Origin of the sequence: Rhodococcus sp. 05-2254-6, assembly GCF_002258565.1 — a bacterium.
Lineage (GTDB): Bacteria > Actinomycetota > Actinomycetes > Mycobacteriales > Mycobacteriaceae > Rhodococcoides.
This window is the reverse complement of sequence record NZ_NOZF01000063.1, coordinates 17,322-29,680: the sequence shown is the minus strand read 5'-3', so window position 1 is coordinate 29,680 and position 12,359 is coordinate 17,322. Positions and strand designations below refer to the sequence as shown.

The following is a 12,359-nucleotide window of genomic DNA, read 5'->3' as shown; positions in this document are numbered from 1 at the left end:
TCGCGCTGCTTCTGTGGTGTCGAGACAATCCCTGGGCTCGTGCGCAACTGGGCCACGACGATGCGCGGGAGTTGCTGCGCCCACCCAGGCTGCGCGAGCAGCGAATTCGGTTCGACCTTCTTCTCACACGCCATGATGACCAGCTCCGGTTCGTCGGTCTCGCTCGATCGGCGCGGGACTCTGATCACCGGCAGGTCACCTCGGTGCGGTACTGCTGGATTCGGATGCTCCTCCAGGCGCAGATCCGCAATGTCGCTCCAGGGCAAGACCTTCACGTCGTTCGACACCTTCCACCCACGACGTCGATAAATCTGTTGGACAATACCTTCGGGGTGCAGAGAGATCCTGGTGCGGTTGACGATGACGAACCCGAGCACGAACCACACCAGGCATGCCGGCGCGCCTATCGCCGTCAGCAACTCGGCCCTCTCTTGACGAGGGTCCGGTCCGTCATCTCTGAATACGAAGTAGGACAGCCCCACCACCGACGCGAAGGCGAGTAGACCTGCCCGGACCACGAAGTCCCCGCGCCCGGGCACCGACAGACCTGCGCCGACGCCTGCAACGTCGACCCGCCGCACGAAACGTGACAATCGCGCAGCTCCGATGCCGGACATCGGCACCGCCATCCCCAAGGGAAGGAGCACGAAGAACGCGAGCCACAACAGTGCCAGGAGGCCGCCTACGCCCGTCCTGGCAACCACAGGGACAGCGGCAACCAGCAGTCCCACCACTGCCGTACAGATGCCGAAAACTGCTGCGAGCCAGCCGAGGTGGACACTGCGCCACCTCCGCACCCACACAGGTCCCGGATTCGCTGTCGCAGGCATGTTCGCGCCTGTGTCCTCACGATCGGTCATCGCAGTGTCCATTCGAAGACCTTCGATACGCCGTGGCTGACGGAGCCCCCGACCAGGGCACCCAACGCGACGCCTGCGGCAGCACCGACAACCGTGCCCGGCCCGGGAAACACCGAACCCGCGGCGCCACCGACTCCCACCAGGGCACCGGTCACGTAGCTCGCAGCTGCGAGGCCGGCGGCGGTACTCGCCGTATTGACCGCAATCGCCTCAGCGGGGCTCACCCCCTCATCGATATCGTGGCCAATCGAGGGCACCGTTCCCGCCACCGCGCCGAACGCCCCCAACCCCCGACCGATGTTCTTGGCAACATCGTCGACGGAACCGACACCCGGAAGTTCGAGAGTCCTCCTCGTCACGTCGGTCATACCACCGATGACGGTGGCTGCTGCGGTCGTCGGCCAGTCCGGCATCCACGAGAAGGATCCGTCCGGGTTCTCGACGAGCTGCCCGGTCGGGTTGGTGAGCGCAATCTCGGTCAGCAGCTTCGTGGGCTCGGCCAACTGCTGCGCAGCGTCGAGTGCGGCCCTGTCGGCCTGTCTCAGAGCTCCCTGAATATCCTCGGTCAACTGCGCTGCACCAGAGCGTAGTTCGTCGGCCTTCCGTATCTTTTCTTCACCCAGGACGTCCGGTATCAATGCGATCATCCCGTCGGGATCCACTACACCGTCGGCCCGAACGGCGAACCCGCTCGCCGTCGCCGCCGAGACCTGCGCCTGCAGGTGGGCCTTCGCAGCATCGACCATTCCTGCTGCGGTCTCGAATGCTCTACCGAGTGAATCGATTTCACTGCACACCGAGCTCATCCGAGAGCATTCGCTCACCACACGCTCGGCTGCGGCATCGGCTGCTTCACCGGTCCACGTCTCGGCCAGTACGTCCTGCTCCTCCAGCACTCCGGAGCGCTGGCCGTTGACGCGCTCGACGATCTCCGACAACTCGATCATCGTCTTGCGCATCGACTCCGGCTCCCAACCCGCGACGTGCGGGACCGTCGGGGTCATTTCGGCTGGTCCATCGCTGCGAGGCGGCGGGCGAGTTCGTCGTCGGCGATCTCGTAGTTCTGCGCGACGCCGCGGGCGATGTCCGCGACGCATTCGGCCCGCCCGGCCAGAGCTGCAACAGCTCCGGCCGCCGCAGCTGCCGCCGCCGCACATGCTGCGTGAAAGTCACTACCCTGCAACGCATTCTCCGACGCACGGAACGGAGCAAGAGCATCCACCTCACGGATCACCCCGCCAGTTGCCGACAACACATTCGAGAACTGCCGCAGGATCGCTGGATCCACATTCACTGTCATGACGCTCCCCCGAGTTGCACCGTGGCGACGCCCGGTGAATCGGCGTCATCGGGTTTGACGCGAGTGTGCCCCGATCGGTTCCCTCCGGCCGCTTCGAGAAACGTTCATGGGCATCACGGTGATGAGCACCGCCCCGTCATCGCCCAGTCACCGCCCATTGGACCTACCGCGGCAGGACTGCCCGCGTCGCGCTGAGTAGCGCGGACTCGGCTCAGTGCTGTGGGTCGTAGCCCGGAACTTGCGCCAGAGTCTCGAACGTTCGCGCTCGGCCCCATTCGACGTGTGCGAACGCAACAGCGGCAGCCAATTCCGTGTCCCCCTTGGCGATGGCGTCGACGAGGGAGACATGCTCCCCGTGGCGCAGCGACGGGTCCCGTTCGAGATTGGCCATGTTGAGTCGATTGCTGCGCTCCCGCAACGGTTCCATGATGACCGGGAACAGCCGGTTGGCGGACAATGCCTCGATCCCCGAGTGCACCCCCGAGCTCGCGTGATGGAATTCGAGCAGATCACCCCGGTCGAGCGCTGCACCTGCACGGGACACGGCGTCGACCAACGACGACGAGTCCGCGCCCGCCGCCACAGCGGACGCTGCCCGGCGAGCAACGAGCGGCTCGAGCGCGGACCTGATGTCGTACAACTCGTCGACGGAACTTCTGGTCACTCCTGTCACCACGGCAGGGCGTCGCGGCGACAGCGTCACCAACCCTGCTGCTTCGAGCAATGGAAGCGCCTCGCGAATCGGGACCCTCGACACTTGCAACTCGGTTCCCAGATTGCGCTCGCTCAGCGTTTCACCAGGCCGGAGGCGGCCGTCGAGGATGCGTGTTCTGATCGCGTCGAACACCGATCGCGACAGCGATTCGCGACCTTCCGTGGATGCCATGATGCTTGTATACCAGCGAACTGTAGGTATACCGCGCATCCGCCAGCGTCATCGGCAAGCTTTGTCCAACGAAGACCTAGACAGCAAGAGCCAGGTGAGAGGACCTGGAAACACAAGCGTTACCGCCGAGAAACCATTCGCGGTCCAATGCTCCGTAAATTCTCCGTTGTTGGTATACCACTTAGCGAGAGGCACTGGGATGAGCGTCCCGACCAGGAACGAGAAGCCGTCACCGATCGACCCACCGCCCGAGGCCGGCAGCCTCAGTGAACAGATCGAGGCGTCGTACTCGAAGATCGGCCTCACCACAGCGCACTTCGGCATCGTCGCCATGGTCCTGTTCGGTGTGTTCTTCGATGCCATCGAACAGAATGCCGTCGGCATCACCGGACCGCTCCTGCGTGAATCCTGGGGCCTCGGCGGAACCGAGATCGGACTGCTGAACACCGCGACGTTCACCGCCGTCGCCCTCGGGCGCATCCTGGCCGGAGCGGTGATGGACCGTTTCGGTCGTCGAACCCTCCTCGGCGCAAACCTGCTCGTCTTCGCGTTCGGCTCGCTACTGTGCGCATTCGCACCCAACTACGAGGTGCTGGTGGGCGCTCGATTCCTGGTCGGGCTCGGACTCGGCGGTGAGATCGCCGTCGCGGTGATCATGCTCTCCGAGTTCTTCTCCGCCAAGCATCGCGGTACCGCGGTCGGCATGATCAACGTCGCAGCCGCAGGTCTGGGCAACATGCTCGCCCCACTGTTCGGGGTCATCGTCTTCGCCATCTTCACCGGTGACGACCGCTGGCGTTGGCTGTTCGGTCTGCTGGTACTGCCCGCACTCGCGGTCGTGTTCTATCGCCGCTCGCTTCCGGAAACACCTCGCTTCCTCGCAGCGACGGGCCGGGTGGCCGAGGCCAACACCGTCATCAACCGCCTGGCGCAGGGCAAGCTTCGCGGCACCCTCGACTCCGAGGTTCAGTACTTGAACGTCGACACCACGGTCGATGATCACGCCGCCCCGCGCGCACGGTGGACGGAGATGTTCGGGCAGCCTTACCGCAGAAGCACTCTCGCCCTCGGCATTGCCGTCTGCATGTCCTACGCAGCACAGATCTCGATGCTCACGCTGATCCCCGTCATCCTGACCGAGCGGGGAATGTCGATCTCGAGTGCGCTCTGGTACACCCTCGTGATGCAGTCCGGGTCGTTGATCGGCGCGCTGACCGCCGCACTCATCGCTCGCAAACTCCCCCGCAAGGTGACGCTGACCGGTGGCGCAGTGCTCGGTATCGTCGCCGGGCTCGGATTCGGCTTCTTCGCAACGTCGATCGGCCTCGTACTGTTCTTCGGTGCCCTGTTCAACTTCTCGGTCATCATCCTCAACACGACGATCTGGCTCTTTGCACCCGAGCAGTACCCCACACGAATCCGTGGCCTCGCGACGTCGGTGATCCTGGCGTTGGGCTCCCTCTCCGGCGGACTGTTCCCTCTCATCGCCGGAGCCGTACTGGACTCGTCCGGCGTGGGTGCCATGTTCGCGATGCTGGCCGGCCTGTTCATCGTGTGCGGAATTGCCGTGCAGTTCCCGAAAGAGACCTTCGGACAACCCATGCCGGAAGATGGCTGAGCAGTGAAGATTCTCGTGATCAACCCCAACTCGAACACTGCAACGACGCAGCTGCTCGTCGACGTCGCACGAAGTTGGCTCCACGACACAGAATTCACCGTCGTCGGGGTCACCGCGGGTAACGGACCGGCGATGATCACCGGCACCGAACAGTTGCGTGCTGCCGGACCGGATGTCGTAACCGCGGCCCTCGACGCGATCGAGCACCATGGCCCGGCAGCGGTGATCGTCGGCGCGTTCGGTGATCCCGGTGCCGCCGAACTCCGAACCCTCGTCGACATTCCGGTCGTCGGGATCGGCGAGGCAGGAATCCTGCACGCTGCACGAGGTGGTCGGCGCTTCGCGATCGCCACCACCACAGCCGATCTCGCCGCCCAACTCGATGCACTGACCCGTGCCACCGTGCCCGACGGCGATTTCGCGGGTGTGTTCCTCACCGCGTCATCGCCGTTGGTCCTGGCCGAGGACCTCGCATCGAGCGTCGTCGAACTGGGAGCAGCGGTCGATGCAGCAGTCGCCGCCGGAGCGACGGCGGTCGTCATCGGCGGCGGTCCGTTGAGCGATTCGGCCCGGCGGCTGGCACTGCGCACCGACGTGGACGTCATCGAGCCGGTTCCGAGTGCCGTTGCGATGGTCGTCGACAGAATCTCGAACGCGGTACGCAGCTGAACTATCGACGTCCGAAGGCCCTGGACACCAGCCAGCCCTCGACCATTCCCGCGAGGAAGATGCCCGCGATCGGTGCGTACTTGCGCACCGGTTCGGGCACCAGGCTCATCGCGTTCAATTCGCCGCCCATCGGGCTCGCAACAGCAGCCTTCACAGCTGCAGGCGTGGTCGATTCGGCCGTGGCCGAACCACTGAGCAGCGCACCGAGATTGACGGCGAACTGTTGCAGGACCTTGTTCGACACCGCGACGATCGCGCCCTTGCCGAACGAGACTATCTTTCCGCTGATCACCAGATCGGTATTCAGGGTCAACCGCGAACGATCACCGAGCGCCTCGACCGCCAGATCGACCTGGGCCTCGGCGTCGCCGTTGCCGTGCGAGTCCGCCCCCTTGGCTTCGAGTGTGAGCGTGCGGGTCTCCGCGTCGACCTCGAGGAACCGAATCGTGCCGGCGTACGACGCGCTGATCGGGCCCACTTTGACCTTCACACCGCCGAGGTAGGTCTCGCCGTCCTTACCGGTGATGGCCGCCCCCGGTACGCAGGTCGCGACTTTCTCGACGTCGTTGATCAGCCGGAACACGTCCTCGGCGGACGCGTCGATATCGAGTGTATTGGTCAGTATCACTTACGAACTCCGTTCACACAGCCGGCGCAGCGTCGCTGCTCGGCGCACGAGTCGATGGCCTCGACGATGGTCTGGTACCCGGTACAGCGGCAGTAGTTCGACGCCACCACCTCGCGGATCTGTTCCTTGGTGGCATCGGGGTTGTCGGCGAGGTAGCCCTCGGCCAACATCAGGAACCCCGGTGTGCAGAATCCGCACTGCAGACCGTGGTGGTCTGCGAAGGCCTGCTGCAGATCGTTCAATTCACCGTCGATGCCGAGTGATTCGACGGTCTCGATGTCCGAGTTCTCCACCTGCGCTGCGAACGTCAGGCACGCGCGGGCCGGCTTGCCGTCGATCAGCACGGTGCAGGCTCCGCACACGCCGTGTTCGCAGCCGACATGGGTTCCAGTGAGCTGGAGATCGTGGCGCAATACGTCGACCAGAGTGCGGCGTGGTTCGGTGATCACCTCACGGACGGTGCCGTTGACGTTCAGTTCGATCAGTTGTTTGTTGCTCATGGCCTGCCCTTCGCCAGTGCTGCCTGTATTGCCACGGGGGTGATCGGTGTGTCGTTCAGTTCGACTCCGGTGGAGCGCAATCCGTCGTTGACGGCGTTGAGCACGGCGGCGGGTGCACCGATCGTTCCGCCCTCACCGGCTCCCTTGGCTCCGGATTCGGTGAACAGGCAGGGAGTTTCGAGGTGGTGGATCTCGATGTCCGGGATCTCGCAGGCAGTCGGCACCTTGTAGTCGATGAAGCTGGCACACAGTGGATTTCCGTGATCGTCGTACGACACCTGCTCGAACAACGCCCCGGCGATGCCCTGGGCGATCCCACCCCGGCACTGGCCCTCGACGATCTTGGGGTTGATGGCGACGCCGCAGTCCTCGACGCACACGTACTTGAGGATCTCCACTCGGCCGGTGCCCTCGTGCAACTCGACCACAACGCCGTGGGTGGCGTTGGAGAAGGTGCCGTCGTTGAACACGTCGAAGCTTGCCGTCGCGGACAATCCGGGTTCCACGCCCTTCGGCAGCAGCTGCGCCTTCAGATACGCGACGTCGGCGATGTCCGGGTAGGTAACGTACTTCGAGTGGTCGTCGCGCTGACGTACGCGCCCCGATGCCAACTCGACGTTGTCGTCGCGAGTCTCCAGCAGGTGCGCTGCGATCTCACAGAGCTTGTCTCCCAGCTTGTTCGACGCCAACGCCACCGCACTGCCGCCGATGGTGATGGAGCGAGAGGCGAACGAGCCGAAGCCGTAGGTGATCCGATCGGTGTCGCCCTGCACGATCTTGACCTGTTCGACGCCGATGCCGAGGCGATCGGCGACGATCTGCGCCATCGTGGTCTCGTGGCTCTGCCCGTGGCTCATCGTTCCGGTGGTCACGACGACCGTGCCGGAGGTGTCCATCCTGACCTCCGAAATGTCGAACCCGGGCACCACGTTCATCTTGCGCGCCGCGAATGCGCTGCTGCCGTAGCCGGTTCGCTCGCTGAAGCACGAGTATCCGATGCCGATGTGCCGGCCTTCGGCGGTTGCCCGGTCCTGGAGGTCGTACCAACCGCCGTCACGGAGGGTCTGCTCGCACAGGTTCAGCGCCTCGAGGTACGAGCCCGGGTCGTAGGTGATGTTGTTGACGCCCGTGTACGGGAAAGCGGTGATGACGTTGCGCCGCCTGATCTCCACCGCATCGAGGTTCAACTCACGGGCCGCTCGCTCGAACAACCGCTCCATCACCATGACGTACTGCGGGCGGGACACCCCGCGGTACGGCGCAGTCGGTGCCTTGTTGCTGAACACGGAACGGCCCCGCACCCGGTACGCCGGAACCTGGTACACCCCGGGCATTTCCGCTGAGGCCATCAGCGGCTCGATGCCGGCGGTGAACGGGTAGCAGGAGTACGCGCCCATGTCGCACACGACGTCCGCGTCGAGGCCGAGGATGTGTCCCTCGGAATCGAATGCTGCTCGCACGTCGTACTGCTGTTCGCGCGCCAGGAACGACGCCGTCAGTGCATCTTTGCGGTCCTCGATCCATTTCACGGGACGGCGGAGCTTCAACGCAGCTGCGGCGACGGCGATCTCCTCGCGTCCGACGACGCACTTCTGCCCGAAGCCGCCGCCCATGTCGGGTACGACGACGCGCACCTGGCGCTCGTCGAGCCCGATGCACTGCGCGGTGACGGTACGAACCTGGTGCGGAACCTGCGTACAGATGTAGATGATCAGCTGCTCGTCGCGATCGTCCCAGTACGCGATGCATCCACGGGTCTCGAGCGGAAGCGCGTTCTGGCGGCCGGTGCGTGATCGCACGGACACGACGGTGTGCGCGTCGTCGAAGATCTCGTCGACGCCGTCGGTGGCGAACATCTGCACGTCCACGACGATGTTCTTCGGAACCGAATCGTGAACCAAAGGCACGCCCTCGGACATGGCCTGATCTGCGGAGGTGACGGCGGTGACGGTCCGGTACGACACTCGTGCCGCCTCGAGCCCGTCCTCGACGCTGTAGGCATCGGCGGCGACGACGATGGCCAGTGGCTCACCGACGTAGCGCACCACGTCGTGCGCCAGCACGGGCATGTCGGTGGGCACGAATTCGCTGAGCGGACGCGACAATTCGGCGCGGATCGGCTGCAGGTCCAGGTCCGCCGCGGTGAATACGCCGCGCACTCCTTCGACTCCGGCGACATCACCGACGTCGAGATCGGTGATCGATCCGGCCGCGACGGTGCTGCGGACGAACTGAGCGTGCAACATTCCCGGCATCGCGATGTCGTCGACGAATCTGCCTCGACCGGTGAGCAACCGCGGATCCTCGCGGCGTGCGACCGAGGTGCCGACGAATTTCGGCGTGAGAACCTGATCGACGCTCACGTGGGCACCCCCTGCGATACCAGTGCGTCGCTGCACGCTTCGGCGACCAACGTGCGCACCAGGGTGCGGCGGTACTCGGCGGTGACCATGCCCTCGTCCTCCAGTTCCAGTGCTTCGGCTGCGGCGTCCGCGCAGTCCGCGAAGGTCCCGCCTGCGGCCAGGACGGCTTCCCCAGCCGGCGATCGCACGGGAGTTGCTCCCACTCCCGCGAGGGCAACCCGCCCGCCCACCACGGCCACGCCGTCGAGATCGAGGGACACCGCTGCGCCCACGATTGCGAAATCTCCCTGTCGCTCGGCGTATTCGGTCACCGCAGCGTGCGGTGCCGGGTTCGGGAACACGATCTCGACGATCATCTCGTCGAACGCAAGATCGGTGGAGTAGTACCCGAAGAAGAACGAGTCCGCCTCGACGGTTCGCCGCCCCCGCACGCTCTCGACGACGATGCGGGCGTCGAGCAGTATGGCCAACAAGCACCATTCCGCGGTGGCGTCCGCATGGGCGATGCTGCCCCCGACGGTCCCGCGGGTACGGATCGGGTAGTGCCCCACCCACCGCATCGCCTCGCGAAGGACACCGAAGTCCGTTCCCACGTCGCCGCATTCGACGTCGTGGTGGGTGGTGAGTGCTCCGATGTGCAAGCCGTCGGATTCTCGGCGGATGTACTGCAGAGTGTTCAACCCACCCACGTCGACCAGGTGCCCGGGCCGGGAGAGGCGGAAGTTCATCATGGCGACCAGGGACTGGCCTCCGGCGATGATCTTCGCGTCCTCGCCCAGCTCGGACAGCAGCCGCACTGCACCCGAGACATCGCGCGCCCGGTGGTAGTCGAACTGTGCGGGCTTCATCAGACCCGAGCCTCGCCTGCGACTACCTCGGTGGGTTCGTCGACGAGGGTGTCGAGTTCGCGTCCCTTGGTCTCCGGTGCGAAGTACGCCATCCAGATCACCGCGAACAACACGAACGCGGTGACGATGCCGAAGGTCAACGGCAAACCGAGGATCGGCCACATGACGGAGCCGAACAACAGCGGCGCGAAGCCGGTTGCGACCCGGCTGACCGAGGACGCGTACCCGAATCCCGAGGCGCGGATGTTGGTGGGGTACAACTCCGAGACGTAGCAGTACAGGACCGGGATGGTCAGCTGAATGACGAATCCGAAGATGCCGAGCCAGATCAGCGCAGCCGACTGGATGTCGAGCATGACGGCGAACATGACCAGCGCGCTACCCGCGATCGGGCCGGACAGTCCGATGACCCACTTGCGTCCGAAGATCTCCACGATGAACGCCGACGTGAGCACACCGACGATGCCGACTCCGGTCATCAGCGTCGTACCGGCGAAGGCTGCGAATTCCCCGTAGCCCTCGGCCCGCAGGATCGACGGCATCCAGCTCAGCGCTGCGTAGTACAGCAGCATGATCGATACGAACAGCATCCAGGCTGCGGCGGTGATCCGCGGACTGTATCGCCAGACCGACTTCAGCTGCGTCAGAGCTGCTTTCATGCCGCCCGGTCCCTTCGGGGCGGTGTCGGCGACGATGACGTAGTCGACTGCCTCGGATCCGGTGCGGGTCACCATGTCGTCGATGACGGCGCGGGCCTCGGCCTCACGGCCGACCTTGGCGAGGTAGATCGGTGACTCGGGGATACCGCGTCGAACCCAGAACAGCAGCAGCGCAGGCAGAACCATGAACAGCAGCATGTAGCGCCAGCGAACGTCGCCGTCGATCGGGACGAGCAGCGTGGCGACGACGCCGCAGATGGTGGCACCGATCGGCCACCAGACATCCATGGCAGAGAGGATCTTGCCGCGAATGCGACGCGGTGAGAATTCGCTGACCAACGCGTAGTCCACCGGGATGCAGCCACCGAGGCCGAACCCGGCGAGGAACCGCAGAATGATGAAGATCTCGAAGCTCGGCGCGAAGGCACCGAGGACCGAGAACAGCGCGAAGATCAACAGCGTCAACGAGAATGCACGCTTACGTCCGACTCGGTCGGCGATCGTGCCCCACACGACGGCTCCGACGGCCATGCCGATCAGGTTGCCGGTGGCGACCAGACCGCGCTCGGCTTGGGAGAGGTCCCAGTAGCTTCCGAGCAGCGGGGTCAAGAAGCCGTTCAGCGCCACGTCCCAGGCGTCGAACATGTAGCCCAGCCCACCGATGATGAAGATCTTGCCCTGCACACCCCATTTCCAGGGGAGTTCCTGTACTACCTGATCACCAGTCTTCATCGCAGCCTCCGGCGCGGTGTTGTGGTCCGAGGTCGTCATCGGACGAACGAGTAATGGAATTTCTCGTCGTCGCTGTCGTCGAGCGGGGTACCGCTCCACAGCCAGTCGTACGAGATGTCGGATTCCCCATCGAACGACGCCAGTGTCGCGTCCCGCTTCTGCTGCTCGGGTCCATCGGGTATGTGATAAAAAGTCTTGTTCTGCAGGCTCGCGTCCTGCACCATCCGCGCGTGCCTGGCCCGCCGAAACACGTAGCGCGCCAACGCCTCGTCGATCCCGCTCGGGGTGACCTTCGCGAGCTCCTCGGCCAGCACTGCCGCGTCTTCCATGGCCTGCGAGGCCCCCTGTGCCTGATACGGCAGCATGGCATGGCAGGCATCGCCCAGCAGCGCGACACGGCCGTCGGTCCACCGCGGGTCGGGCCTGCGGTAGTAGAGCGCCTGACACAGCACGTTCTCGTCAGCCTTGGAGAGCATCGCGTGGGCGCGATCGTCCCAATCCGGGAATGTCCCCATCAGTTCCTCGGGTCCGACGAGCCGTGGCCCACCGTCGCGGACCTCGTCGGTACACGGGGCCAGCGCAACGACATTGAGGTATTCGCCGTTACGAATCATGTAGTGCACCAGGTGCCGGTCCGGTCCGTACCAGATGGTGCTCTGGTATCGGTCGACGAGCCAGCGAGTAGCCGGATCCTTGACGATGCGATCACCCGGAATGAGTGCGCGATAGGCCATTTCGCCGGAAAACACGAGCGTATCGGGTAGACCGATGAGATCGCGTACCGTCGAGCGGATTCCGTCGGCTCCGATGAGCAGATCCGATTCGTACCGACGTCCCGCTCCGGTGACCGCGACGGGCCGCATCGGGTCGGTGCGATCGACCTCGACGACCTTCGCATCGGTCTCGAACACCACGACCGGGCCGGGGCCGTCGGGGTCGAGACACTGAGCGTGGATGGCAGAGTGCAGGTCTGCGCGGTGGTAGTGCCAGTACGGGGCGTTGAACGTCTTCTTGCAGTACTCGCCGAGCGCGGTGAGCGCGATGACCTTGCCGTTCTCCCAGCGCCTGCGCACCTGATCCATCGGCTCGGTCTTGATCGCTTCGAGCTTCTCGCGCATCCCGAGGGCGATGAGGATACGGCTGGCGTTGGGAGCGGTCTGAATTCCCGCGCCCACCTCGCCCAGCTCGGCAGCGGCCTCGAGTACCGTCACCTGAATTCCTCTGTGCCGCAGCGAGAGCGCCGCGGTCAGGCCGCCGAGGCCACCGCCTGCGATCACCACTTCGATCGGTGCCATG

Annotated in this window: 11 protein-coding genes and 1 pseudogene; 2 read left to right on the top strand and 10 right to left on the bottom strand. The window is 64.8% G+C overall.

What is annotated here, in order from left to right; translation table 11 throughout:
• The 4 genes and pseudogenes from CH256_RS08330 to CH256_RS08315 form a co-directional block, all read right to left on the bottom strand.
• A pseudogene (locus CH256_RS08330) lies at positions 1-860 on the bottom strand (hypothetical protein); the annotation flags it as partial.
• Positions 857-1,864 carry a WXG100 family type VII secretion target gene (locus CH256_RS08325; RefSeq protein ID WP_094669263.1) on the bottom strand — a complete coding sequence of 336 codons (1,008 nt, stop codon included), beginning with the start codon at positions 1,862-1,864 and terminating at the stop codon, positions 857-859. The pseudogene CH256_RS08330 and the gene CH256_RS08325, both read right to left, overlap by 4 nt.
• The gene (locus tag CH256_RS08320) at positions 1,861-2,160 is read right to left on the bottom strand and encodes a type VII secretion target (protein ID WP_082898564.1); all 300 of its coding nucleotides are present in this window, start codon (positions 2,158-2,160) and stop codon (positions 1,861-1,863) included. The genes CH256_RS08325 and CH256_RS08320 overlap by 4 nt, the downstream gene beginning before the upstream one ends.
• 211 nt (positions 2,161-2,371) lie before the next feature.
• A complete protein-coding gene (locus CH256_RS08315; protein WP_094639859.1) occupies positions 2,372-3,046 on the bottom strand; it encodes a GntR family transcriptional regulator in 675 nt (224 codons plus the stop codon).
• 199 nt (positions 3,047-3,245) lie between these two features.
• Here CH256_RS08315 and CH256_RS08310 point away from each other — a divergent pair, with 199 nt between their 5' ends.
• Both CH256_RS08310 and CH256_RS08305 read left to right on the top strand, forming a co-directional pair.
• Positions 3,246-4,664 carry an MFS transporter gene (locus CH256_RS08310; protein WP_094669261.1) on the top strand — a complete coding sequence of 473 codons (1,419 nt, stop codon included), beginning with the start codon at positions 3,246-3,248 and terminating at the stop codon, positions 4,662-4,664.
• 3 nt (positions 4,665-4,667) lie between these two features.
• Positions 4,668-5,333 (top strand): aspartate/glutamate racemase family protein, encoded by a 666-nt coding sequence (locus CH256_RS08305; protein WP_068051156.1) that lies wholly within the window; start codon positions 4,668-4,670, stop codon positions 5,331-5,333.
• Position 5,334: 1 nt separating this feature from the next.
• On the opposite strand, the gene CH256_RS08300 is transcribed toward CH256_RS08305, so the two are convergent.
• The 6 genes from CH256_RS08300 to CH256_RS08275 are packed head-to-tail and all read right to left on the bottom strand — an operon-like array spanning position 5,335 to position 12,358.
• The gene (locus CH256_RS08300; protein WP_094669260.1) at positions 5,335-5,961 is read right to left on the bottom strand and encodes an SRPBCC family protein; all 627 of its coding nucleotides are present in this window, start codon (positions 5,959-5,961) and stop codon (positions 5,335-5,337) included.
• Positions 5,958-6,461 (bottom strand): (2Fe-2S)-binding protein, encoded by a 504-nt coding sequence (locus CH256_RS08295; protein ID WP_094669258.1) that lies wholly within the window; start codon positions 6,459-6,461, stop codon positions 5,958-5,960. Before CH256_RS08295 ends, CH256_RS08300 begins: the two co-directional genes overlap by 4 nt.
• Positions 6,458-8,824 (bottom strand): xanthine dehydrogenase family protein molybdopterin-binding subunit, encoded by a 2,367-nt coding sequence (locus CH256_RS08290; protein ID WP_256989399.1) that lies wholly within the window; start codon positions 8,822-8,824, stop codon positions 6,458-6,460. Before CH256_RS08290 ends, CH256_RS08295 begins: the two co-directional genes overlap by 4 nt.
• Entirely contained in the window at positions 8,821-9,672 is an 852-nt protein-coding gene (locus CH256_RS08285) for an FAD binding domain-containing protein (protein WP_094639855.1), read from the bottom strand. The genes CH256_RS08290 and CH256_RS08285 overlap by 4 nt, the downstream gene beginning before the upstream one ends.
• The gene (locus tag CH256_RS08280) at positions 9,672-11,102 is read right to left on the bottom strand and encodes an MFS transporter (protein ID WP_231893678.1); all 1,431 of its coding nucleotides are present in this window, start codon (positions 11,100-11,102) and stop codon (positions 9,672-9,674) included. Before CH256_RS08280 ends, CH256_RS08285 begins: the two co-directional genes overlap by 1 nt.
• Positions 11,099-12,358 carry an FAD-dependent monooxygenase gene (locus tag CH256_RS08275; protein WP_094639854.1) on the bottom strand — a complete coding sequence of 420 codons (1,260 nt, stop codon included), beginning with the start codon at positions 12,356-12,358 and terminating at the stop codon, positions 11,099-11,101. The genes CH256_RS08280 and CH256_RS08275 overlap by 4 nt, the downstream gene beginning before the upstream one ends.
• Position 12,359: the final 1 nt, after the last annotated feature.

Bases quoted from the DNA above. Each gene is read 5' to 3' on its own strand.
- CH256_RS08325 (WP_094669263.1), bottom strand. From the start codon at position 1,864: ATGACCCCGACGGTCCCGCACGTCGCGGGTTGGGAGCCGGAGTCGATG.
- CH256_RS08320 (WP_082898564.1), bottom strand. From the start codon at position 2,160: ATGACAGTGAATGTGGATCCAGCGATCCTGCGGCAGTTCTCGAATGTG.
- CH256_RS08315 (WP_094639859.1), bottom strand. From the start codon at position 3,046: ATGGCATCCACGGAAGGTCGCGAATCGCTGTCGCGATCGGTGTTCGAC.
- CH256_RS08310 (WP_094669261.1), top strand. From the start codon at position 3,246: ATGAGCGTCCCGACCAGGAACGAGAAGCCGTCACCGATCGACCCACCG.
- CH256_RS08295 (WP_094669258.1), bottom strand. From the start codon at position 6,461: ATGAGCAACAAACAACTGATCGAACTGAACGTCAACGGCACCGTCCGT.
- CH256_RS08285 (WP_094639855.1), bottom strand. From the start codon at position 9,672: ATGAAGCCCGCACAGTTCGACTACCACCGGGCGCGCGATGTCTCGGGT.
- CH256_RS08280 (WP_231893678.1), bottom strand. From the start codon at position 11,102: ATGACGACCTCGGACCACAACACCGCGCCGGAGGCTGCGATGAAGACT.
- CH256_RS08275 (WP_094639854.1), bottom strand. From the start codon at position 12,358: ATGGCACCGATCGAAGTGGTGATCGCAGGCGGTGGCCTCGGCGGCCTG.